Here is a 23,953-nt window from a genome sequence, read left to right on the forward strand (position 1 = left end):
GCTCTTCAGCTGGCGGCGATGCGCGCTCTGGTGACGCGGATGTCCTCCGGGAGGTTGGCCACCCAGTGGGTGACCTCTTCCAGGTGGAGCGTCTCCTCGCGCAGGACTTCGCGGAAGGCGTCCGCCAGGTCGGGCGGCCCCAGCTCCTGGGACAGGTCCACGAGCAGCGCCCAGCCGGCGTTGTTGAGGATTTCGGAGATGAGCACCGCGCGCAGCGCGTCCTGGAGCGTGGCGCACGGGTCGTCCACGGCCCGCAGCAGCCCATGGGGCCGTGAGTCCGCGCTGTCCCCGTGCGTCGTCAGCGGGGGCGTGTCCACGCCGAGCCGGTAGATGCACTCGCGGATGAGGTTCAGGTGGTCCAGCTCCTGGTTGTGCAGCTCCACCAGCCGCTCCGGCGTGGGGCCTCCCGGGTAGCTGCCCAGCGCATGCGTCTTCACCAGCAGGCCCGCGTAGAGCCGCGAGCTGGTCCGCTCGAAGGCCAGCCGCTCCCGCAGCTGTGCGACGAAGAGCAGGGGCGGGGGGCCCTCCACGGGCTGGAGCGCGGAGCCCACCACCTCGTGGAGGTCCGGCAGGTGCAGCTCGCCCAGGTGCCCCGCGATGCGCATCAGGTTCACCCGCAGGAACCGCACGGCGCTGCCCGAGGGGGGCAGGGATGCGTCCCGGAGGGGCTCGTCGCGGGCCACCTGCTCCAGGTCCCCGGCGGTGAGCTGCTCCGCCGTGCGCTTCAGCCCCCAGTCTCCACCTTCACCAGATGACATCGTGCCCCTCCCTCTGGGTAGGCCTCCCGGCGCGACGGCCCCGGAAGGGGGGCAAACGTGGAAACGATGTCCCGGGTCCGCATCGGCCCTGGGGACTACTCCCGCGCCGCCGCGGCGGAGCCCAGCGACTCGCGCAGCCTCGCGATGTCACGCGAAGGTGGGGCACCGAACATCCGGCTGTACTCGCGGCTGAACTGGGACGGGCTCTCGTAGCCCACGGAGTGGCCGGCCATCGCCGCGTCCATGGCCTGCGCCAGCATCAGGCGGCGGGCCTCCTGGAGCCGCAGCTGCTTCTGGTACTGCAGCGGGCTCATGGCGGTGACGGACTTGAAGTGGTGGTGCAGCGCGGACGGGCTCATGTGGACGGCGCGCGCCAGCCGTTCGATGCGCAGCGGCGCGGCGTAGTGTTCCTTGAGCCAGTGGATGGCGCGGGTGACGGACTCCCGGCGGCTGTCCGCCACGGCGATGCGCCGCAGCCGTTCGGAGTTCTCGCCGGACAGCAGCCGGTAGAGGATTTCGCGGATGACGAGCGGCGCGAGCACGGGGATGTCTTTGGGCGTGTCCAACAGCCGCACGAGCCGCGCCGTCGCGTCCAGGAGCGGCGCGCCCACCGGCCCCAGCGCCAGGCCCCGGACCATGTCCGTGGGGCCGGGAGCTTCCAGCGCCGCCTCCATCATCAGGCTGCCCAGCTGTCCCGGCTCCAGGTCCAGCCGGAAGCAGAGGTAGGGCTCCTCCGGCGAGGCCTCCACCACCTGCCCCGTGACGGGCAGGTCCACGGACGCGACGAGGCACTGGTCCGGGCCATAGACATACAGCTCATCCCCCAGGAGCACCTGCTTGCGGCCCCGCGCCACGATGCACAGCGCCGGCTCCTGCAGCGCGTGCAGGGGCGTGGAGGGGTGGGAGGCGCGGATGAGCACCACGCGGGGGATGGCGGTGGCGTGGATGCCGTCCAGGGGCGTGTGGCGTTCCAGGAGGGACGCCAGCTCGGACAGCTGCGGGCTCGGGGCGGTCGGCATGCGCGTTCGTTCTAACTCCTGTGGGGGACGGGTGCTCGTGCAGGAATGGGCAAGAGTCCGCGAGCATCCGGATACCGCCGTTTCCGCGTTCCTTGAGAGGGTGAAGTCATCCCCGGCGCCCTTTCCGCGCCGGGCCTGAAGAGCGAGGACGCAAGCGATGACGACGAACATCCAGGGCAAGGTGGTGGCCATCACGGGCGCGAGCAGCGGCATTGGCGAGGCGACAGCCCGCCTGCTGGCCAGCCAGGGGGCGAAGGTGGTGCTGGGCGCGCGCCGGGCAGACCGGCTGGAGACGCTGACGGGCGAGCTGCGGTCGAAGGGCGGCGAGGCTCGCTACAAGGCGCTGGACGTGACGAAGCGCGAGGACGTGGACGCCTTCGTGGCCTTCACGCTGAAGGAGTACGGGCGGCTGGACGTGCTCATCAACAACGCGGGCGTGATGCCGCTGTCCAGGCTGGACGAGCTGAAGCTGGACGAGTGGAACCGGATGATCGACGTGAACATCCGGGGCGTGCTGCACGGCATCGCGGCGGGGCTGCCGGTGATGAAGCGCCAGAAGTCGGGGCAGTTCATCAACCTGTCCTCCATTGGCGGGCACTCGGTGGTCCCGACGGCGGCGGTCTACTGCGCCACGAAGTACGCGGTGCTGGCCATCTCGGAAGGGCTGCGCCAGGAGGTGGGCGCGGACATCCGCGTGACGGTGATTTCTCCGGGAGTCACCCAGTCGGAGCTGGCGGAGACCATCAGCGACCCGGCGTCGCGCGAGTACATGCGTGAGTTCCGCAAGGACGCCATTCCGGCGGACGCCATCGCCCGGGCCATCAGCTACGCCATCAGCCAGCCCGCGGACGTGGACGTGAGTGAAATCATCATCCGCCCCACGTCGAGTCCGTACTGAGAGTGGTTGGGAGTGATGTCAGTCATGGCATAGGGTGGGCGTCCTCCAGAGGGGGAGGCCCATCCAATGCCGATGCTGAAGCGCCCGTTGTCTGCCTTCATGCTCGGCGCGTGTCTGTTCGCGCTGAGCGCCTGTGATTCCAAGGACGAACCCACCCCGGACGCGGGCACCCCCGTGGACGCCGGGACGGATGCCGGAACCGAGCCGGATGCCGGAACCGAGCCGGATGCCGGATCGGCGGTGGTCATCCCGGAGGGGCACACGCTGCTGACGCCGTCCGCGACGGAGGTCCACTCCGTTCCCTGGAAGGGGGTGGGGACGCCGCTCCAGTTCGCCTTCGTGTCCCAGGCCGGGCACCACTACGACTTCATCGTCGAGGCCGGCAACGAGGGCTACTTCCTGGAGATGCGGGACGCGGCAGGCAGGTCGCTCGAGCAGGGCACCCGGTCCCATTCCGTCAGCAGCCTCCCCGATACCTGGCATTGGTCCGGGCTCACGGCGGGCGCTGTCCATACGGTGGAGGTCTCGTGGTACTCCGAGTACTCCGAGGCGCCCCGGCTGCCCTTCTCCTTCCGCCTCGTGGACGCGGGCCTGGACGACCACGGCGACCTGTTCGCCACGGCGACGCCCTGGACACCCTCGGAGCAGGTCCTGGTGGGCGTGGGTGAGCACTGGGGCGAACGGGATCTGCTCTCCTTCCCGACGGTCGCGGGCAATGTCTACGCGCTCGACTGCACCTTCCCCAAGGAGTCCTGGTCCCTGGCCCTGCTGACCTCCAAGGGGAAGGTCCAGGCGTCCACGGGGAACCAGGGCCTCGATCCTGACCTGCGGGGGCGTGTGGCCATGAAGGCCCTGGACGGCACGGCCTACGCGCAGATCCGGGACATGAATGAGGCCGGCGCGTCCCATCCCTATCGCTGTACCCTCAAGGACCAGGGCGCGGAGGACCACGGGGACACCGTGGAGACCGCCACGCCGCTTCCGGCGGGCACCCCGGCGGTGCAGGGGAAGATGGATGTGGTGGGGGACCAGGACGTCTTCTCACTCGTCGTCCAGCCCGGGCATCATTACCGCGTCTCCTGCACCATGGAGGGCACGGAGCCGTGCCGGCTGTCCGCCGCCGCTCCCGGAGGCGGGTTCACGTCCCCCGCGACGCCGGACGATACCCGGATGGTCTTCAAGGCATCCCACGGCACGCACTTCGTGCGAGCCACCGGGAGCTTCGCCCTCGAGATGCTGTGGGTGGAGGAGAACTACACCCTCCAGTTCGAGGACCTGGGCGCGGATGACCACGGCGACATCCTGGCCACGGCGACGCCGCTGACGGGCCCGAGCCAGGCCGTGTCCGTCCGCATCCTGGACCCCTTCGACCACGACTTCTTCTCCTTCCAGGCCACCGCCGGGCAGCGCTACCAGTTCAGCTGTGATGGAAAGGAGACGTCGGGACAGGGGCCGCTCCGTGCCGACTTCCGCGATGCCCGGGGCAACTGGGTGCCGTCCTCTCACGAGTATGCAGGCACGCGCTGGTTTGAGACCCTCACGGCGCCTGAATCCGCGACCTACGGCATCGACCTGTGGGCGGACCTCTCGTCGTCGCTGGGGAGCTTCGCCTGCCATTTCGACGTGCTGCCCCCTTGATGAACCCACGCCGCGGTCCCGGGACACGTGCCCGGGACCGTGGCGCTCGCGTCACATGTTGCGCCGGTACTGACCGCCCACCTCGTACAGCGCGCGGGACAGCTGTCCCAGCGTGCAGACCTTGCAGGCGTCCATCAGCGCGCCGAACACGTTGCCGTTGTCCAGGGCCGCGCGGCGCACCGCCTCCAGGGCCGCGGGCGCCGTCTTCGCGTTGCGCTTCCAGAAGGCGTCACGCGCGGTGATGGCGTAGTCCTTCTCCTCCTTCGTCGCGCGGATGACCTCCGGCGGCGTCACCGTGGGGGAGCCCTTCGGATCCAGGAACGTGTTCACGCCAATGATGGGCAGCGTCCCGTCGTGCTTGAGCGTCTCGTAGTAGAGCGACTCCTCCTGGATCTTGGAGCGCTGGTACATGCGCTCCATCGCGCCCAGCACGCCGCCGCGCTCGGAGATGGCTCGGAACTCGTTGAGCACCGCCGCCTCCACCAGGTCCGTCAGCTCCTCGATGATGAACGAGCCCTGGTTGGGGTTCTCGTTCTTGGACAGGCCGAACTCCTTGTTGATGACCAGCTGGATGGCCAGCGCGCGCCGCACGCTCTCCTCCGTGGGCGTGGTGATGGCCTCGTCGTAGGCGTTCGTGTGCAACGAATTGCAGTTGTCGTTGAGCGCCAGCAACGCCTGCAGCGTGGTGCGGATGTCGTTGAAGGCAATCTCCTGCGCGTGCAGGGAACGGCCGGACGTCTGGATGTGATACTTCAGCTTCTGCGACCGGTCGTTGCCGCCGTACTTGTCCCGGATGGCCTTGGCCCAGATGCGGCGCGCCACGCGGCCCAGCACCGCGTACTCCGGGTCCATGCCGTTGGAGAAGAAGAACGACAGGTTGGGCGCGAAGTCGTCGATGTGCATCCCGCGCGACAGGTAGTACTCGACGAAGGTGAAGCCGTTGGCCAGCGTGAAGGCCAGCTGGGAGATGGGGTTCGCCCCGGCCTCCGCGATGTGGTACCCGGAGATGGACACCGAGTAGAAGTTCCGCACCTTCTGGTCGATGAAGTACTGCTGGATGTCGCCCATGACGCGAAGGGCGAACTCCGTGGAGAAGATGCAGGTGTTCTGCGCCTGGTCCTCCTTGAGGATGTCCGCCTGCACCGTGCCGCGCACCGCCTGCAGCGTGGACGCGCGGATCTTCGCGTAGACGTCCGCCGGCAGGACTTCATCACCGGACACGCCCAACAGCAGCAGGCCCAGCCCGTCGTTGCCCTGCGGCAATTCGCCCTGGTAGCGCGGGCGCGGCAGGCCGCGCTCCTGGTAGAGCGCGTCGATCTTCTTCTCGACCTCGTCCACCTTGCCGTTGGCGCGGATCCACTTCTCGCACTGCTGATCCACCGCGGCGTTGAGGAAGAAGCCCAGCAGCATGGGCGCCGGGCCGTTGATGGTCATGGACACGGACGTGGACGGGTCCGCCAGGTCGAAGCCGGAGTAGAGCTTCTTCGCGTCGTCCACGTTCGCGATGGACACACCCGAGTTGCCCACCTTGCCGTAGATGTCCGGCCGGTGGTCCGGGTCTTCTCCGTACAGCGTCACCGAGTCGAACGCCGTGGACAGGCGCTTCGCCGGCAGGCCGCGCGACACGTAGTGGAAGCGCTTGTTGGTGCGCTCCGGGCCGCCCTCGCCCGCGAACATGCGCGCGGGGTCCTCGCCCTCGCGCTTGAGCGGGAAGACGCCCGCGGTGAACGGGAAGGCGCCTGGCGCGTTCTCCCGCAGCAGCCACGTCAGGATGTCGCCCCAGTCCTCATACCTGGGCAGGGCAATCTTGGGCACGCGCAGGTGCGACAGCGTCTCTGAGATGAGGTCCAGCTCGATGACCTTGTCGCGCACCTGGAACTGGTACTTGGACGCGGCGTAGCGCTTCTTCGTCGCGGGCCACTCGGCCAGCAGGCGCCGGCAGTCCGCGTGCAGGCGGCTCTCCAGGTCCTGGTACAGCGCCACCAGGTCGCCCAGGTACGCGGGCTCGCCCTCCACGCGCTCGGTCACCTGCACCACGTCGTCCGCGCTCTTCGGCTCGACGATTTCGAGCTTCTTCTTGCCCACGTTCTGGCGCAGGGCCTGGATGGTGCCGTGCAGCTGGTACATGCGCCGGGCGATGGCGGCCTGGGCGCGCACGAAGCCGTCGTAGCCCTCGCAGGCTTCGACGATCTCGGCCAGGTAGCGCGTGCGGTCCGGCGGGATGATCCACTTCTTCTCGCTCATGCCGGGCGTGAGGGAGAACCGGCTGTCCAGCTTCGCGCCCGTCTTCTTCACCAGCGCGTCGATGATGGCCCGGTACAGCGTGTTCATGCCCGGGTCGTTGAACTGCGACGCGATGGTGCCGTACACGGGCACCGCGTCATCGGTCAGGGTGAAGGCGTTGTGGTTGCGCTTCCACTGCTTCTTCACGTCGCGCAGCGCGTCCAGCGACCCGCGCTTGTCGAACTTGTTGATGGCGATGACGTCCGCGAAGTCGAGCATGTCGATCTTCTCGAGCTGCGTCGCCGCGCCGTACTCGGCCGTCATCACGTAGAGCGCCACGTCCGAGTGCTCGGTGATTTCCGTGTCCGACTGCCCGATGCCGGAGGTCTCCACGACGATGAGGTCGAAGCCCGCCGCCTTGCAGACCTCGATGGAGTGGGCGACGTGCCGGGACAGCGCCAGGTTGCTCTGGCGGGTGGCCATCGAGCGCATGTAGACGCGCGGGTTGTCGATGGCGTTCATGCGGATGCGGTCGCCCAGCAGCGCGCCGCCGGACTTGCGCTTGGACGGGTCCACGGAGAGCACCGCGAGCGTCTTGTCCGGGAAGTCCGCGAGGAAGCGGCGCACCAGCTCGTCCACCAGGCTGGACTTGCCGGCGCCGCCCGTGCCGGTGATGCCCAGCACGGGCACCCGGGGGGCGTCCGCGACGGCGGTCTTCAGCGCCGAGCGCAGCTCTTCGCCTGCGTCCGCGAAGTTCTCCGCGATGGTGATGAGCGACGCGATGCGCTCCGGCTCGCGGGGCAGGGGCTGCTTCAAGAGGCCCTTGAAGTCGGACGGGCGCTTCTCGAAGTCACATTGGGAGATGAGGTCGTCAATCATCCCCTGCAGGCCCATGGCGCGGCCGTCGTCCGGGGAATAGATGCGCGTGACGCCGTACTTGTGGAGCTCTTCAATCTCCGTGGGGAGGATGGTGCCGCCGCCGCCGCCGAACACCTTGATGTTCGCGCCGCGCTCGCGCAGCAAATCAATCATGTACTTGAAGTACTCGACGTGGCCGCCCTGGTAGGACGTGAGGGCGATGCCCTGGGCGTCCTCCTGGATGGCGCAGTCGACGATCTCCGCCACGGACCGGTTGTGGCCCAGGTGGATGATCTCCGCGCCGGAGGACTGCATCAGGCGGCGCATCACGTTGATGGCCGCGTCGTGTCCGTCAAAGAGGCTGGCGGCCGTGACGATGCGGACGTGGTGGCGGGGCCGGTACGGCTGGGGAGCAGTGGTCGGTTGGGGGTGTCGCACGGGCGTACACTAGGAGTGCGGTGCAGGCCCGGCAAGCGATTGAGACAGGCTTTGCCCGTGGGGCGACGCGGCTTGTCAGCCCTGCGATTGAGGCAGGAACGCCCCCAGCACACGCAGTGCGGCGGAGGTGGGCGTCGCGCGTCCTTCGCGTACGGCCTGCTCCAGCGTGGGCACCAGGGCGGCCACCTCGGGGTGCGCCCGAAGGGCTGCTCGCAGACCGTCGTTCACCATGGCCCACATCCAGCCCACCTGCTGCTGGGTGCGCCGGTGCCGCAATTCTCCAGAGGCCTCGCGCCTGGAGACGACGTCCACCACGGAGGCCCACAGCGTGTCGATGCCGGTGCCCTCCATGGCGCTGCACGTGGTGACGACCGGCTCCGCGCCGGGGCGCATCAGGTGCAGGGCGGCGCGGTACTCCGCGCGGGCCCGCGTGGCGCGCGGCAGGTTGTCGCCGTCCGCCTTGTTGATGGCCACCATGTCCGCGACTTCCAGGATGCCGCGCTTGATGCCCTGCAATTCGTCACCGGCGCCCGCCAGCATCAGCACCAGGTAGAAGTCCACCAGGTCCGCGACCACCGTCTCGGACTGGCCCACGCCCACCGTCTCCACCAGCACCACGTCGAAGCCCGCGGCCTCGCACAAGAGCAGCGTCTCCCGCGTCTTGCGCGCGACGCCGCCCAGCGTGCCGCTGGAGGGGCTGGGGCGGATGTACGCGGCCGTCTCACGCGCCAGCCGGTACATGCGCGTCTTGTCGCCCAGGATGCTGCCGCCCGTGACGCTGCTGGACGGGTCGATGGCGAGCACCGCCACCTTCTGGCCGCTGCCCACCAGGTGCATGCCCAGCGCGTCGATGAAGGTGCTCTTGCCCACGCCCGGCACGCCGCTGATGCCCACCCGGCGGCTCTTGCCGGTGTGGGGCAACAGCCGCGTGAGGACCTCCTGCGCGAGCGCGGCGTGCTTGGGGTGCTCGCTCTCCACCAGGGTGATGGCGCGCGCGAGCACCGCCCGGTCGCCCGCGCGCACGCCGTCCACGTAGGTGTCCGCGGGCAGCAGCTTCACGCCGCCTCCTGCTCGGCGGCCAGCTTGTCGAGCAGCTCGATGGCGGCCTTCGCGATGACGGTGCCCGGGCCGAAGATGGCGGAGGCGCCGGCGGCGCGGAGCGCGTCGTAGTCCTGCGGCGGGATGACGCCGCCCACCACGACCATGATGTCCTCGCGGCCCAGGGCCTTGAGGGCGTGCTTGAGCTGCGGCACCAGCGTCAGGTGGCCCGCGGCCAGCGACGACGCGCCCACCACGTGCACGTCGTTCTCCACGGCCTGGCGAGCGGACTCCTCCGGCGTCTGGAACAGCGGGCCGATGTCCACGTCGAAGCCCAGGTCCGCGAACGCGGTGGCGATGACCTTCTGCCCCCGGTCGTGGCCGTCCTGGCCCATCTTCGCGATGAGGATGCGCGGCCGGCGGCCGAAGCGCGCCAGGAAGTCATCCGCCTTCGCCCGCGCTTCGGAGATGCCCTGCGCCTGTCCTGCTTCCGCTGAGTACACGCCCGTCACCCCGCGCACGGTGGCCTCGTAGCGCCCGAAGACCTTCTCCAGCGCGTCGCTGATCTCCCCCACGGTGGCCTTCGCCCGGGCCGCGTCGATGGCCAGCGCCAGCAGGTTGCCCTCGTTGCGGCGGCCGGCTTCCGTGAGCGCGTCCAGGCGGCGGCGGACCTCTTCGCCGTTGCGCTCCGCGCGCAGCTCGCGCAGGCGGGCAATCTGCGCCTCGCGCACGGCGGAGTTGTCCACCTTGAGGATTTCAATGTTGTCCGGGCGCTCCGGCGGGTACTTGTTCACGCCGATGATGGCCTGGCGTCCGGAGTCGATGCGCGCCTGCGTGCGCGCGGCGGCCTCCTCGATGCGCAGCTTGGGCAGGCCCGCTTCAATGGCCTTGGTCATGCCGCCCAGCGCTTCGACCTCCTGGATGTGGCCCCAGGCCTTCTGGGCCAGCTCGTGGGTGAGGCGCTCCACGTAGTAGCTGCCGCCCCACGGGTCGATGACGCGCGTGGTGCCGCTCTCCAGCTGGAGGTACAGCTGCGTGTTGCGGGCGATGCGCGCGCTGAAGTCCGTGGGCAGCGCGATGGCTTCATCCAGCGAGTTGGTGTGCAGGCTCTGCGTGTGGCCCTGCGTCGCGGCCATGGCCTCCACGCAGGTGCGCACGACGTTGTTGTAGACGTCCTGCGCGGTGAGGCTCCAGCCGGACGTCTGGCAGTGCGTGCGCAGCGCCAGGCTCTTGTCGCTCCTGGGGTTGAAGCCTTTGATCAGGCGGGCCCAGAGGAGGCGGGCCGCGCGCATCTTGGCCACCTCCATGAAGAAGTTCATCCCGATGGCCCAGAAGAACGACAGGCGCGGGGCGAACGCGTCCACGCCCAGGCCGGCGGCGAGGCCCGCGCGCACGTACTCCACGCCGTCCGCGAGCGTGTAGCCCAGCTCCAGGTCCTGCGTCGCGCCGGCCTCCTGCATGTGGTAGCCGCTGATGCTGATGCTGTTGAAGCGCGGCATCCGCTCCGCCGTGAACTTGAAGATGTCCCCGATGATCCGCATCGAGGGCCCGGGCGGATAGATGTACGTGTTGCGGACCATGAACTCCTTGAGGATGTCGTTCTGGATGGTCCCGCTGAGCTGCTCGGGCTTCACGCCCTGTTCCTCGGCCGCGACCACGTAGAGCGCGAGGATGGGGAGCACGGCGCCGTTCATCGTCATCGACACGCTCATCTGGTCGAGCGGGATGCGGTCGAACAGGATGCGCATGTCCTTGATGGAGTCGATGGCGACGCCCGCCATGCCCACGTCGCCCGCGACGCGCGGGTGGTCGCTGTCGTAGCCCCGGTGCGTGGCCAGGTCGAAGGCGATGGACAGGCCCTTCTGCCCGGCCGCGAGGTTGCGGCGGTAGAAGGCGTTGGACGCCTCGGCCGTGGAGAAGCCCGCGTACTGGCGCACCGTCCACGGCTGCTGCACGTACATGGTGGAGTACGGGCCGCGCACGAACGGAGGCAGGCCCGGCAGCGAGCCCAGGTGCGCCACGCCCTCCAGGTCCTCGCGGGTGTAGAGCGGCTTGACGGGGATGCCCTCGGGCGTGTCCCAGGCTTCCGCGGCGGCCGTGGCCTGGCTCGCCCTGGCGCGCTGCTCTTCCAGCACGGAAGCCGGCGTCTGGGTTTCAGGGGCGTCGAAGGCGACGCGGGAGAAGTCCGGAACGGTGGGGCGCATCAGGCCACTCCCAGGTGCGTGTGCAGCGTCTTCAGGAGCTGGAACAGGTCCGCTCCCGCGTAGAGGAAGAGGTCCACGCCGGCCGCGCGGAAGGCGGCCTCGTGGTCACCGGGGCGGCCCGCGACGGCAATGGTGCGGGCACCCTTCGCCTTGAGGGCGGCGACGTAGGCGGGCACGGCCTCCGGGTAGAGGGAGTCCGGGCCGGAGATGACGGCGAGCGTCGTGCCCGCCTTCGCGAACAGCTCCGCGGCGGCGTTCGCGTCCGCGAAGCCGTGGTGCTCCACGGCTTCGATGCCGCCCACGGCGAGCACGTTGGAAATCCACGTGGAGCGCGCGGTGTGCTCGGCCACGGTGCCCAGGTTGGCCATGAAGGCGCGGGGACGCACGCCGTGCGCCGCGTGGTAGCGGTCGCTCGCGTCGCGCAGGGACTCGAAGGCCTCCGCCACGCGCACCGGGCCCGGCGACGTGACGGCGCGGGCCTCGCGCTGCACGGGGGCTTCGTGGAGGTGGGGGAACTCGCTGACGCCCACGATGGGGAGCTTGCGCGTGCGCACGGCCTTGTCGCGCGCGGTGCGCGTCTCCGTGAGCACGCGGGCCACGTCGCCCTGCGCGATGGCGCGGGACATGCCGCCCAGGGCTTCGATGCGCTGGAGCTCCGTCCAGGCCGCGCGGGCGAACTCGCCGGTCAGCTGCTCCAGGTAGTAGCTGCCGCCCGCGGGGTCCGCGACGCGGTTGAGGCTGGACTCGTCGCGCAGGATGAGCTGCGTGTTGCGCGCGAGGCGGCGGCTCTGCTCGTCGGGCGTGCCCAGGGGCTCGTCGAAGGGCGAGGTGCTCACGCTGTCCGCGCCCGCCACGACGGCGGCGAAGGACTCCGCGGTGCCACGCAGGATGTTCACCCACGGGTCGCGCCGCGTCTTGGTGGCGCTGGCCGTGCGCGCGTGCAGCGCCATGGCCTGGGACTCCGGCGCACCGCCGGAAGCGGCGACGACCTTGGACCAGAGCAGCCGCGCCGCGCGCAGCTTCGCGATCTCCGGGAAGAACTGGCCGCCCACGGACAGGGCGAACTGCATGGACCGCGCGGCCTCACCCGGAGACACGCCCGCGCGCTCCAGATTGCGCAGGTACTCCACGCCGGTGGCGATGCTCCACGCCAGCTCGTGCACGGACGTGGCGCCCGCGTCCGCCCAGGGGCGCGAGGACACCAGCAGCGCGCGCAGGCCCGGCGCGTCCTTGAGCAGCGACGAGACGATGGGCGCGGCCTCCTCCAGGGTGCGGGCCACATCCACCTTCGATGCGCCGTACCGCGCGATCACCGCGATGGGGTCGATGCCCAGGCTGCCGCGCAGGCCCTGCTTCGCGGCGCCGGCCTTCTTCGCCAGCACCTCCAGGAGCAGGGACGCGGGCCGCAGCACGTCCGAGGCCGGCTCCAGGTGCACGGGCGTGCGGTCCAGCGGCACGTGCCGGAGCAGCCGCTCCAGCGTGGCCTCGTCCTTCACGTCCAGGCCGTGGGGCGCGTCCAGGAGCAACCAGACACCCTGTGTACCGCGCTCCAGGTCATCACGGAGCGCGTCGGCGGTCGCGGCCAGGTCCGGGCCCGCGTACTCCTGGCACAGGAGCCATCCGCCCTCGGTGTGGCCCAGGGGGTGGGTGCCGCGCACGTACGGTGCGACGCCGGGAGGCTCCGAGGGCGCCGGGGCGTCCTGGGGCGTGTAGAGGGGCTGGAGGGACAGGCCGCCCTCCAGGGGCGACTGGAGCACCGTGAAGGGCTTGCCCTTGAGGTCCTTGTCCACCAGCCGGCGCCACTCCTCGACGGAAGGGGGCGCGAAGTCCGCTGCGGTAAGAGGCACGTCAGCCATGCCCCTCCCATAGGCGCATTGCCCTACCCGGGGCAATGGGCTGGTGAGCCCGCCAGCCCCGGGAGTGACCGGCAGTCTCCATGCGTCAACGGAGCGGCCAGGGGACGCACGTGCCGAGAGGTCGTACGGATAGACTCACGAACCATGAGCCCCAAGACAAAGCCCGCCGCGCGCGAGCCTGGCCTCGAAGACCAGCTCCTGCTGGACGGAGTCCAGCGGCTGTCCGAGGAGACGGGCAGCGCCGGGGCGCCCCTCACGCCGGGCGCAGTGCGGCTGCGCGCGCTGGGGACCCTGGCGAAGGGCTCGGGTCTGGTGCTGCTGGGCGCCGCCATCATGGCAGGCCTCGTCTGGGTGGGCCTTGGAGGCGACGGCGCCTTGCCCATCCTCCTGGTGGCGCCCACGTACTTCATGGGCGCCGCCTATGTCGTCGCGGGGCTCACGGGCGTGCTGACGGGACGCCCATGGGACCGCACGTCCCTCTGGGTGAAGCTGCCGATGATGATCATCGGTTCCCTCCTGGTGCTCACGGCCGGCATCGCCATCAGCGTCGTGAGCTCGAAGGCCCTGCGCTCGGACACGGACTCAACGCCGAGCGCGAGCGAATGACTCGAAGTCGCGCGGCGCGCGGCCGGTGACCCGCAGCACCGTGTCCGTCACGCGGTCCTCGGCGCCGTCGCGGATGAGCATGTCGAGCATCGTGAGGAACCGCGCGTACACCTCCGGCATACCGGCCGCCTGGAGGTGCCGCTGCGCCTCCTCCGGCGTCGCGTGCACGTGCCGGATGAGGCGGCCCGTCACCCGGGACAGGATGGCCGCGACGTCGTCGTAGCTCAGCGCCTGGGGGCCGGTGATGACGTGCGCGGCGTCGTGAGAGCGCTCATCCGCGAGCGCCCGGACGCCCACCGCCGCGATGTCCTCCGCGGCCACGAAGCCCACGCGTCCCTGTCCCGTGGCCGTCACCAGCGTGCCGTCGCGCTGGAGGCTGTCCGCGTGGTGGTGGCCTGGGAGGACGAAGTTCTGCATGAACCACGAGGGCTGGAGCACGCTCCACTCCGGCGCCTGCGTGCGCAGGAAGTGGTGCACCTGTCCCAGCCCCGGGCCTCCTTCCGGAACGACGGACGCCGAGAGCAGCACGACCCGCCGCACGCCACCGGACAGCGCGCGCTCCAGGACGGGTGTCATCAGGCTGGACGGGTCCTCCACCAGCGCGGGCGCCAGGATGTACATGCGGTCCACTCCCTCCAGCGCGGCCCCATGCGTGGACGGATCCGCCCAGTCGAAGCGCACGTGCTCGGCGGCGGCGACGGGCGGGCGCGTGTCGCGCGTGGCGGTGCGCACCGTGAAGCCCTCCGCCGTGAGGCCCTGCGCGATGGGGCGTCCCGTGTTGCCGGCGGCTCCAATGACAAGGATGCGGGTCATGCGCGCTCCTGCGTGAAGGACTCGAAGGTGCCCCGGGGCGCGGCCAGCGGGTTCCAGTATTCGCGGTAGTGCACGATGCGGCCGTCGCGCACCTGCACCCGCATCACGTAGTCCTGTTCGTAGGGGATGTTCCCGGGCTGCAGCGTCGCGGAGCCGTGCACCTCCAGCCAGCCCGTCGTGGAGTCCTCGCCCGGGTAGCGCCGGACGTTCGTGAAGATGAGGTCCTGGAAGTGCGTCGTGATGGGCGCGAAGTAGGCGCGGATGGCGGCGATGCCCTCCAGCCGGCCCGGGCTGCCGAGCGAGGGGGCGTAGGGGAACTCGACGACGGCGTCGTCCGCGAAGAGGGTGAGCCAGCGTTCGACGTCCGTGGCGATGAGCGTCAGGTGCGCGTCCATCAGCCGGGTCAGGTCAGCGGAAGTGCGGTCCATGTGCGGCCTCCAGCAAGAGGTGATGGACCAGGAATAGGCCGTCCGTTATGGACGCTCCATGCCGCTGCGTCCGAAAGAACTGTCTTTCCGTCCAACGCCCCCGGAGCTGGAGACCGACGTGGTCTCCGACGTGCTGGAGACGCTGCGCTTCAAGACGCTGCTCTTCGGCCGGGTGGAGCTGGGGGCTCCCTGGGCGGTGCGCATGCCCCGCAAGGCCAACGCGTCCTTCTACGTGGTCGCGCGCGGGAGCCTGCGCCTCCAGGTCGAGGGCACTGCGAAGCCGGTGTTCTTGTCCGCCGGAGACGTGGTGCTCCTGCCCCGAGCCCCCGCGCACACGCTGGATGACGGCAGCCGCCGCACTCCCGCCGCCAGTGACTTCGTGCCGCCGCAGCAGCTGCGCCCCTCCGCCGCGCCGCTGGGCGGACCCGGGCAGGTCACCACGCTGGTCACCGGCTGCTTCCAGTTCGGCGCGGACCCCGCGCATCCGCTGCTGCGGGCGTTTCCCCCCGTCATCCGCCTGTCCACGCAGGACGGGCAGGGGACGCCCTCGCTCGCGGCGACCGTGCAGCTCATCACCGCGGAGACCGCCTCGCCGGGAGCGGGGAGCGCGCTGGTGCTGGGGCGGCTGGCGGACGTGCTGCTCGTCCATGCGCTGCGGGCCCAGACGGCGCTCGCGGGCACGAAGCAGGCGGGATGGAAGGCGCTGGCGGATCCCGCCGTAGGGAACGCGCTCTCGCTGATGCACGAACAGCCCGGCACTCCGTGGACGGTGGAGCGGCTGGCCCGGTCCGTGGGCGTGTCCCGCTCCGGGTTCGCCGCGCGCTTCCACGCGCTGGTGGGCGAGACGCCGCTGCACTACCTGGCCAACTGGCGGATGATCCGCGCCGCGCGCTGGCTGCGTGAGTCCACCGACAGCCTGGACACCATCGCCGAGCGCGCCGGCTACGAAAGCGCGCCCGCCTTCAGCAAGGCCTTCAAGCGCCGCTGGGGCATGGGGCCCGGCGCGTACCGGCGCGCTCCCACGGACGGTGAAGCCGGGCCGCTCCGCGTCGACACGTAAGCTGGGAGTCCACCAGGAAGGGGACCTCCACGCGGGCCCTCACGCTGGAGTCGTACAGCGCGGGCAGGTGGCGCCCTGCCTCGTGACACCCGCCCCCTGACGCGGCAAGCCGGGAGGCGCCCATGCCCTCCCGGTCCTCGCCGCGTCACACCCGGGGTTCAGGCCCGCTCGACGCGAAGCTTCGCCGGGAGGCCGTTGAGGCTGGCCTCCTCCTCCGAGCCGGTGAGGCCCTCGGGGCCCACGTGGATTTCGGAGGCCAGGGTCTCTCGGGCAATCTCGTCGCGGGCGGCGTCGACGACGCGCTTCACGCGGTCATCGCCGTCCACCCACAGGCGGATGCGGTCGGTGTAGCCCAGGTTCATGTCCTTGCGGGACCCCTGCACGCGCGCCAAGAGCTCGCGCACCAGGCCCTCGTCCACCAGGGCCTCGGTGAGCTGCGTGTGCATGACCACCACGCCCACGTTCCCGCCCGCGGCGGCGTAGCCCGGCTGGGCTTCCACCAGCGTCTCCAGCTCCTCGGCGGGGAAGACCATGTCCTCGCCGCCCACGTTCAGGGCCACCTTGCCCGTGGTGAGCAGCTCCTGGTGCAGGGCGCGGCCATCCCCCGAGTCGAACGCCTTGCGCACCGGCGCGAGCTTGGGGCCCAGCCGGCTGCCCATGGCGCGCAGGTTGGGGCGCACTCGGTAGCGCACCACGTCCGCCTCCGGGCTGCCCGGCTCCACCAGCTTCACGGTGTGCACGTTCAGCTCGTCGGAGATGAGCGCCTGGTACACCGCCACACGCTCCGTCAGCTCGCGGCGCGACAGGATGACGTCCGCGCGCGACAGCGGCTGGCGCACCTTGAGCCGGTTGTCCGTGCGGACCTTGAGGCCCAGCGACACCAGCTCGCGCACCGCGCCCATCTCCGCGGCCAGCCCCTCGTCGATGAGGCTCGCGTCCACGTCCGGGAAGCGCGCCAGGTGCACGCTCTCCGGCTGAGATGCGCCCCACGGCTTGCCCACCAGGTTGCCCCACATCTCATCCGCGAAGAACGGGATGAAGGGCGCGGACATGGCGGTGAGGGTCGTCAGCGCCTCGTAGAGCGTGAAGTACGCATCCTGCTTGTCCTGCTCGAAGCCCGGCGCCCAGAAGCGCTCGCGGCTGCGGCGCAGGTACCAGTTGGACAGCGCGTCCACCAGCGCCACCATCCGCTGGGCCGCGTCGTAGACCTGGTACGTGTCCAGCGCCTTGGCCACGTCGCGCAGGGTGAGCTGCACCTCGGAGAGGATCCACCGGTCCAGCACCGGCCGGGCCTTCACCTCGCGCCAGCCCTGGCTCTTGCGGATGGCCAGCCACGGGGCGTCCGTGGAGCCCGCGGTGCCCTTCGCCGGGTTGAACCCGTCGATGTTCGCGTAGATGGTGAAGAACGAGTAGACGTTGCGCAGCTTGACCTGGAAGTCCTTCTGCAACAGCCGCACGTTCGCCAGCGAGTGGCGCGTGTTGGACCAGGTGGGGCTGGCCGCGTAGAAGAACCACCGGAACGCGTCCGCGCCCGGCGCCTTGGTGGCGGGGTCCTTGAGCACCACGCGCTCGCCCGGCGCCATGCGGGGCACCTCCACCGGCATCACGTCCGCGCCTCGCGCGGAGGGCTTCACGTCCAGCTGCTGAAGCTCCTGCGGCGCCAGCAGCACCACGCGGCGCTTGAGCTTCTTGTGGACCTTCACCGTCACCGTGACGGGCTTCTCCGGCCGGTCCGGGCGGAAGAGCTGCACCTTCGCGCCCTCCTGCGTGTCCAGGCCCTCCAGGTCCTCGCGCGCGATGAGCGCCACGCCGGGCTCCGCCGGGACGCCGGCCTCCGTGGCGGTGAGCACCGCGAAGTCCATGCGCACCTCGTCCAGGATGATCTCCGGCGGGGTGTAGTTGCCCTTGGACTTGGACTCCTTCTTGCCCTCCTTGTCGGAGACGTGGCCGAGCACGATGCAGCTCTTGTACGGCATGGGCCACTCGCGCTGGGGCGTCAGGCCCATGCGCTTCTGCGTCTCCTCGTCGAAGATGAGCGTGCTGACCATCAAGAGCGAGTAGAACCAGCCGCGCGTCTGGTCGATGGCCTCGGAGATGAAGTCCGCCGGGAACGCGCGGTTGAAGATCTCCTTGCTGCCTTCCGCGTGCGGGAAGCCCCACTGCGCGAAGGGCATGCAGCCGGAGTCGAACCACACGTCCACCACTTCCGGGACGCGCTGGAACTTCCCGCCGGCGCCGGCCTTCTCGTACGTGACCTTGTCGATCCACGGCTTGTGGACCAGCAGGTGCTCCGCGTTGGCCTCGTGCGGCTTGCCGGCGAGGAACGCCTTCAGCTCCGCCTCCACGGCGGCCACGTTGTTGCCCGGCTTCTGGCGCAGCTCCGCGATGGAGGACACGGCCTCCGTCTCACCCGTCTCCGAGTGGATCCACAGCGGCAGCGGCGTGCCCCAGTAGCGCTCGCGCGACAGGGCCCAGTCCACGTTGTTGGCCAGGAAGTCGCCGAAGCGGCCGTCCTTGATGTTCTCCGGGACCCAGTTGACCTGCTGGTTGTTCGCCTTGGCCTGCTCGATGACGGAGGTGGTGCGGATGTACCAGGCGGGGCGGGCGTACTGGATGAGCGGGTCTTCGTCCGCGCGCCAGCAGAAGGGGTACTCGTGGCGGTACTGCTCCGTGTGGATGAGCAGCCCGCGCTCCTTCAGGTTGCGCTGCAGGTCCTTGTCCGCGTCCTTCACGAACTTGCCGGTGACGAGCGGCACCTCTTCGGAGAACGTGCCGTCTGGCTTCACCGCGCAGCGCATGCCCAGCGCGTCCGGGTCCTGGAAGCGCGTGGCGTCCTTGCGGTAGGCCCGGTAGTCGTCCTCGCCGAAGGCAGGGGCCGTGTGGACGATGCCCGTGCCGCTGTCCAGCGTGACGAAGTCCGCCGGAATCACGCGCCAGCCCACCGTGTCCTGGCCGCCGTCCTTCAAGGGCAGCGTGGCGTCGGCTTCCTTCGCGAAGTACGTGTCGAAGGGCGGCGTGTAGCGCTTGCCGACCAGGTCGCTGCCCTTCTGCGTGGACAGCACGGGCAGGTCCTTCTTCATCTTCTTGGCCAGCTCCTCGCGCAGCGCCGCGGCGAGGATGAGCTTGCGGTCGCCCGCGTCCACCGTGACGTAGTCCACGTTCGGGTTGACGGCCGCGTACATGTTGGACGGCAGCGTCCAGGGCGTCGTCGTCCAGATGAGCAGCGACGTGTCCGGCGCGTCGCGCAGCGGGAAGGCCACGTAGACGCTGGGGTCGTCCACCGTCTTGTAGCCCAGGCCCACCTCGGCCGCGGACAGCGCGGTGCCGCCGCGCGGCCACCACCACACCACCTTGTGGCCCTGGTACAGCAGGCCCTTCTTGTAGAGCTCGGAGAGCGCCCACCACACGCTCTGCACGAAGCCCCGGTGATAGGTGACGTAGGCCTCGTTGAGGTCCACCCAGAAGCCGATGCGCTGGGTCAGCCGCTCCCACTCGGAGGTGTAGCGGAACACGGACTCGATGCAGCGCTCCGTGAAGGGCTCCACGCCGTACTTCTCGATCTCCGCCTTGCCGTGGATGCGGAGCTCCTTCTCCACCTCCACCTCCACCGGCAGGCCGTGCGTGTCCCAGCCCGCCTTGCGCGGCACGTAGTGGCCCCGCATGGTCTGGTAGCGGGGGAACAGGTCCTTGATGACGCGCGTGAGGACGTGGCCGTTGTGGGGCAGGCCGTTCGCGGTGGGCGGGCCCTCGTAGAAGACGAAGGGAGTCTTGCCTTCGTTCGCCTTGAGCGACTTTTCGAAGATGCCGCGCTCCTTCCAGAAGGCCAGGATGCGGCGCTCCTCGGCCGGGAAGTCCATCTCCACGGGGACCGCGTTGAACAGGGGCGAAGGCGTTTCAGGCATGGTGGCGTGCTTGATACCACCGGCCCGGCCCTTTGGCAGTGAATCCAGGGCCTTGCGAACCCGCCCGCATGCCGGTGGACAGATTCGTCTAAGCTGAAATCCGTGCAATTCGTGCGTGGAAGGTGACACCCTGGCCGCTCCCCGGGCAGCCACTGGAGGTCCCCGCGTGACGCACGTCCCCTCGAAGTCATCCCTTTCCTGCCTGCTGGCGGCGCTGGTGCTGTGCCTGGGCGCGGGCCCCGCGGGCGCGCAGGTGTCCCGGACGCTGAGCACGCCGGGCCCCACGGCGCAGGCGCAGAAGGTCTACAACCTGCTGACGGACCTGGAGAACAACAGCCGCAACGGCGGGACGAAGCAGACCATCCTGGGCCAGCACTGCGAGGCCCAGAAGGAGTCCTACGCGGGCGAGTACTGGGTGAAGGTGGGGGACATCTCCGGCCGCCGCCCGGGCTTCGTGGAGTTCGACTTCGGGCCGGGCAACTACCACGCGACGTACAGCGAGCCGTACGTGGACTACGCGGTGGGCTTCGCGCGCGACCGCTTCGTCTACGGCGAGGGCATCGTGGGGTTCAGCTTCCACATGTCCTATCCGGGCGCGTCCGTGAAGAGCTGGGAGAACAACTTCCGGCAGTCGTGGATGGATTACAACTGGTTCGGCCGGGTCATCAACTGGCAGGCCAACACCGCCGAGTACCAGGCGCTGCTGCGGGATTTGTCCTTCGCGGGAGACAAGCTCGCGTACCTCCAGCAGCAGGGCGTGCCGGTGCTGTTCCGCCCCTTCCACGAGATGAACAAGAAGGGGAGCGCGTCGCCGTTCTGGTGGTCGAACCAGGACCCCGCCCAGTACAAGCAGCTCTGGAACATCGCGCACGACTACCTGGTGAAGACGCGCGGGCTGAAGAACCTCATCTTCGTCTGGTCGCCGTACGAGTGGGACGGCACCTACGGCGGCGACCCGTGGAACTACTACCCGGGCAACGACCGCGTGGACGTGGTGGCCGTGGACATCTACCACGGCAATCCCTACTTCCCGGCGCAGTTCTACACGGGGCTCGGCGGCTACAACAAACCGCGCATGCTGGCGGAGACGGACAAGCTGCCGGTGCGCTGGGGCGACAGCCGCTACGGCACGGTGTCTGAGTTGGACGCGCGGCCGTGGGCCCTCTATTCCATCTGGGGGGACTCGCTCGTCTACAACCTGGGCACGACGAGCCCCAACGACTGGAACGTGTCCAGCAACTACAAGGCCATCAAGGACACGTATGGGTATTACAGCGGTTACTGGCGCGTGCTGACCGGCGGGAGCAACGCGACCTACAACTGGGGCGCGCTGCGCTGAGGGCTCGGAGGCTCACCAGTCCGTGGGGCGGTAGTCCTTGAAGAAGTTGCCCCAGACGTACTCGCCGGTGTTCACCGCGGTGATGATGGGGTCCACCACGCGTGCGGCCCCGTCCACGATGTCCAGCGGGGGCTGGAAGTCCTGCTCCTGCGTCTTGCGCTCGGCGAAGTGGACGGGGTCTTCGTCCGTCACCCAGCCGGTGTCCGCCGCGTTCATGAAGATGTTGTCGCGCGCGTAGTCCGGCGCGGACGTGAGCGTCATCATGTTCAGCGCGGCCTTGGCCATGTTGGTGTGCGGGTGCCGGTCCGTCTTCGTCCAGCGGGAGAAGCTGCCCTCCATGGCGGACACGTTGACGATGTGGCCCGGCCTTGAGCGGTCCTTGAGCATCAGCGGCTTCAGCTTCCCGCACAGGATGAAGGGGGCCACCGCGTTGACCAGGTGCACCTCCAGCATCTCCGCGGTGCGCACCTCCGACAGCTTGAGGCGCCAGGAGTTCGTGGCCCTCAGGTCCACCTGCTGCAGGTCCGCGTCCAGCCGGCCTTCCGGGAAGAGGGTGCGCGTGTCGCCCTCCTGCTCCATGGCGTAGGGGAGCAGCGACAGCGCCGCGGAGGAGTGGATGCCCAGCGCGGGGTCGCTGCTGCGCCAGGTCGCCACGGGCAGGGACGGGTTGCCCACGTCACCCGAGCCCAGCATGGGACGGAGCGCGGCGACGCAGGCCTCGTGGCCGGCGAGCAGCGGGCGCAGCTGGGGAGGCAGGGTGGTGGTGTCGCGCAGCTCGCCGTCCAGCAGGTGCTGGTAGAAGCCCGGCGGCCGGCGCACGGTCTGCGCGGCGTTGTTGATGAGGATGTCCAGCCGCTCGTGCGTCTGTTCGATGTGGCGCGCGAACAGCTCCACGCTGGGCGCGTGGCGCAGGTCCAGGCCGTGCACCTGGAGCCGGTGGGCCCAGTCCGCGAAGTCCGGCTCGCGCGCGTAGCGGTGCACCGCGTCCTTGGGGAAGCGCGTGGTGGCGATGACCGTGGCCCCCGAGCGCAGCAGCATCAGCGACGCCTGGAAGCCAATCTTCACCCGCGCGCCGGTGATGAGCGCCACCTGGCCGGAGAGGTCCGCGCGCTGCGTGCGCCGCGCGTAGTTCAGGTCCCCGCACGGGATGCACATGGCGTCGTAGAAGAAGTGGACCTGGCGGAACTCCACCTTGCACACGTAGCACTTGCGCGGCACCTCCAGCAGGCGCTCCGGCGCGGCCTCCGGCGGCGGCGCGGGCAGCGCGGGCAGGGAGAGCACCGGCGCCTTGCGCAGCACGCGGATCTCCGTGCTGGAGCGCACGGCGCGGTCGTTGGCGCGCACCACGTCCTTCTTCTCCTTGCGGAGCGCGTTGATCATCCGCGACTTCGTGGCCTTGTCCGGGTGGATGAGGCGGCCCGCGGCGGCCATCAGCGCGTGGTGGTCCTCCTGGGGGAGGTGGTGCAGGAGCGCGCGGTGCTCGGCGAGCTTTCCGAGCAGCGCGGTGGCGCGGCGCACGTCCTCCACGGAGACGTCGGGGGGCAGGGCCGTGCCGGTGGCGGACGGGGGCGGAAGGGTCTCTGCGGCCGGGTTCTTCACGCCCTGGTGCTTACCCTCCCGGGCGCTCCGGGGAAAGGCGCGGCTCACGCGGGCCTGGAGGGCGGGCGGCCGGGCCCGCTTTCAGCCCAGGCCCAGGCGGGGGAGCGTCACCTCGCGCACGCGGGGGATGCGGAAGCGGTAGAGGAACGCGTCGGCAAAGTAGTGCGCCAGCACCACCGCGTTGGTGGCGATGACGCCCAGCGACCACAGCGGCTGCTGCCGGAGGAAGAAGTCCGAGGCCGCGCCCTGCGTGACGCCGTCCACCAGGGTGACGAAGGGGCTGTTGGCGATGCCCACCAGGATGATGGGCGCCATCACGGCCAGCATCGCCGCCCACACGCGAGGGCCTCGCAGGCGGGTGGTGGTCTCCGAGGGCGTGGGCTGGAGCATGCGGCCCGTGAGGAAGAAGTACTCCAGGCCGTGGATGCCCGCGCTCAGGATGGCGCCCCACAGCGGCCAGACGATGTAAATCGCCACCACCGCCACGTGCGCCAGGACGTACACGCGCCGGGGCCCGCTCTGTCCCGGGGGCCCGCGCAGCGCGAGCAGCAGCTTCGCGGCGAAGACGCCCCAGACCGCGAGCAGCACCCAGGTGAGGCCGTGCGGCAGCGAGCCGGACTCCGCCTGGCCGATGTTGATCATCGGCCGCGAGCCCAGGGCGCTGGTGACGGGCAGGGCCAGCGAGCGGAGCATCATCAGCGTCAGGGCGACGGGGACGAACTGGCGCTGGAGCGTGCGCTCGGACTCGGACAGGGGCGGGGCTCCGCCGGCGCGAGCCCTGAGGCCGTGCAGCGCCCAGAGCCCCTTCACCTGCGAAAGCGTGTGGTGCGCCGCGAGGACGTGGATGCCCGCGCCCAACAGCAGCGCGAGCAGCGGCGCGTACGTGTCCGCGTACCAGAGCAGCGCGAAGGTGAGCGCGAACACCGCCGACGCTCCGCCCACCAGCAGCCGGGACTGGTTGGGCGTGGTGTGCAGCAGCTCGCGCCGGGTGCCCACCAGGAGGAAGGTGAGGATGACGTGCGCGCCGTTGAGGAAGACGTACTGCGACGTCCACCGGCCAATGGCCTGGGCGAAGCCCTGCGAGCCCTCGCCGGTGAGGCTCGCGAGCCACACGGACGCGAGCATCAGCAGCGTGGGCAGCACCAGGATGCTCAGGTCCGCCCGGGGCGAGAAGAGCCACAACCCCTGGAAGCGCACGGACGCCGGGGCCGAGGACGCTTCGAGGGCGGGGGCGGGCAGGGTGGACATGCGCGCCGCAGTATAGACGTGTGTGGGA

16 protein-coding genes are annotated in these 23,953 nt (G+C 70.0%); 5 read left to right on the top strand and 11 right to left on the bottom strand.

Annotated features, from left to right (window positions below; translation table 11 throughout):
• Positions 1–5: 5 nt before the first annotated feature.
• Both D7X96_RS19835 and D7X96_RS19840 read right to left on the bottom strand, forming a co-directional pair.
• Entirely contained in the window at positions 6–758 is a 753-nt protein-coding gene (locus D7X96_RS19835; protein ID WP_121770445.1) for a ferritin-like domain-containing protein, read from the bottom strand.
• 95 nt (positions 759–853) lie between these two features.
• Positions 854–1,777: an AraC family transcriptional regulator gene (locus tag D7X96_RS19840; RefSeq protein WP_121770446.1), complete on the bottom strand. Its 924-nt coding sequence runs from the start codon at positions 1,775–1,777 to the stop codon at positions 854–856.
• 157 nt (positions 1,778–1,934) lie between these two features.
• Between D7X96_RS19840 and D7X96_RS19845 the strand changes: the two genes are divergently transcribed.
• Entirely contained in the window at positions 1,935–2,675 is a 741-nt protein-coding gene (locus tag D7X96_RS19845) for an SDR family oxidoreductase (protein WP_120549683.1), read from the top strand.
• Between the two features lie 66 nt (positions 2,676–2,741).
• Positions 2,742–4,313, top strand: coding sequence for a hypothetical protein (locus tag D7X96_RS19850; RefSeq protein WP_121770447.1), 1,572 nt, complete (start codon positions 2,742–2,744; stop codon positions 4,311–4,313).
• 51 nt (positions 4,314–4,364) lie between these two features.
• On the opposite strand, the gene D7X96_RS19855 is transcribed toward D7X96_RS19850, so the two are convergent.
• The 4 genes from D7X96_RS19855 to D7X96_RS19870 all read right to left on the bottom strand — a co-directional run bounded on the left by D7X96_RS19855 (position 4,365) and on the right by D7X96_RS19870 (position 12,930).
• On the bottom strand, positions 4,365–7,832 hold the full coding sequence (locus D7X96_RS19855) for a methylmalonyl-CoA mutase family protein (protein ID WP_121770448.1): 3,468 nt from the start codon (positions 7,830–7,832) through the stop codon (positions 4,365–4,367).
• Positions 7,833–7,907: 75 nt separating this feature from the next.
• Positions 7,908–8,891 (bottom strand): methylmalonyl Co-A mutase-associated GTPase MeaB, encoded by a 984-nt coding sequence (meaB, locus tag D7X96_RS19860; RefSeq protein WP_120549686.1) that lies wholly within the window; start codon positions 8,889–8,891, stop codon positions 7,908–7,910.
• Positions 8,888–11,074: a methylmalonyl-CoA mutase gene (gene scpA / locus D7X96_RS19865; protein WP_121770449.1), complete on the bottom strand. Its 2,187-nt coding sequence runs from the start codon at positions 11,072–11,074 to the stop codon at positions 8,888–8,890. Before scpA ends, meaB begins: the two co-directional genes overlap by 4 nt.
• Positions 11,074–12,930 (bottom strand): methylmalonyl-CoA mutase family protein, encoded by a 1,857-nt coding sequence (locus D7X96_RS19870; RefSeq protein WP_121770450.1) that lies wholly within the window; start codon positions 12,928–12,930, stop codon positions 11,074–11,076. The genes scpA and D7X96_RS19870 overlap by 1 nt, the downstream gene beginning before the upstream one ends.
• 144 nt (positions 12,931–13,074) lie before the next feature.
• Between D7X96_RS19870 and D7X96_RS19875 the strand changes: the two genes are divergently transcribed.
• Positions 13,075–13,536 (top strand): hypothetical protein, encoded by a 462-nt coding sequence (locus tag D7X96_RS19875; protein ID WP_120549689.1) that lies wholly within the window; start codon positions 13,075–13,077, stop codon positions 13,534–13,536.
• Here D7X96_RS19875 and D7X96_RS19880 read toward each other — a convergent pair.
• On the bottom strand, positions 13,513–14,349 hold the full coding sequence (locus tag D7X96_RS19880) for an NmrA family NAD(P)-binding protein (RefSeq protein WP_121722656.1): 837 nt from the start codon (positions 14,347–14,349) through the stop codon (positions 13,513–13,515). The genes D7X96_RS19875 and D7X96_RS19880 overlap by 24 nt on opposite strands.
• The gene (locus D7X96_RS19885) at positions 14,346–14,777 is read right to left on the bottom strand and encodes a nuclear transport factor 2 family protein (RefSeq protein ID WP_121770451.1); all 432 of its coding nucleotides are present in this window, start codon (positions 14,775–14,777) and stop codon (positions 14,346–14,348) included. The genes D7X96_RS19880 and D7X96_RS19885 overlap by 4 nt, the downstream gene beginning before the upstream one ends.
• Before the next feature lie 58 nt (positions 14,778–14,835).
• On the opposite strand from D7X96_RS19885, the gene D7X96_RS19890 reads away from it, so the two are divergent.
• Positions 14,836–15,837 carry an AraC family transcriptional regulator gene (locus tag D7X96_RS19890; RefSeq protein WP_121770452.1) on the top strand — a complete coding sequence of 334 codons (1,002 nt, stop codon included), beginning with the start codon at positions 14,836–14,838 and terminating at the stop codon, positions 15,835–15,837.
• A 158-nt stretch (positions 15,838–15,995) separates the two neighbouring features.
• Here the strand turns inward: D7X96_RS19890 and ileS are convergent, their stop codons facing one another.
• On the bottom strand, positions 15,996–19,739 hold the full coding sequence (ileS, locus tag D7X96_RS19895; protein ID WP_121770453.1) for an isoleucine--tRNA ligase: 3,744 nt from the start codon (positions 19,737–19,739) through the stop codon (positions 15,996–15,998).
• A gap of 166 nt (positions 19,740–19,905) precedes the next feature.
• Between ileS and D7X96_RS19900 the strand changes: the two genes are divergently transcribed.
• The gene (locus tag D7X96_RS19900; protein ID WP_121770454.1) at positions 19,906–21,078 is read left to right on the top strand and encodes a glycoside hydrolase family 26 protein; all 1,173 of its coding nucleotides are present in this window, start codon (positions 19,906–19,908) and stop codon (positions 21,076–21,078) included.
• A gap of 12 nt (positions 21,079–21,090) precedes the next feature.
• Here the strand turns inward: D7X96_RS19900 and D7X96_RS19905 are convergent, their stop codons facing one another.
• Both D7X96_RS19905 and D7X96_RS19910 read right to left on the bottom strand, forming a co-directional pair.
• A complete protein-coding gene (locus D7X96_RS19905) occupies positions 21,091–22,677 on the bottom strand; it encodes an SDR family NAD(P)-dependent oxidoreductase (RefSeq protein ID WP_244219660.1) in 1,587 nt (528 codons plus the stop codon).
• Positions 22,678–22,758: 81 nt separating this feature from the next.
• Positions 22,759–23,925, bottom strand: a complete 1,167-nt coding sequence (locus D7X96_RS19910; protein WP_121770455.1) for a hypothetical protein — start codon at positions 23,923–23,925, stop codon at positions 22,759–22,761.
• Positions 23,926–23,953 lie beyond the last annotated feature (28 nt).

The sequence above is a fragment of the Corallococcus interemptor genome, assembly GCF_003668875.1.
Taxonomy (GTDB): domain Bacteria; phylum Myxococcota; class Myxococcia; order Myxococcales; family Myxococcaceae; genus Corallococcus; species Corallococcus interemptor.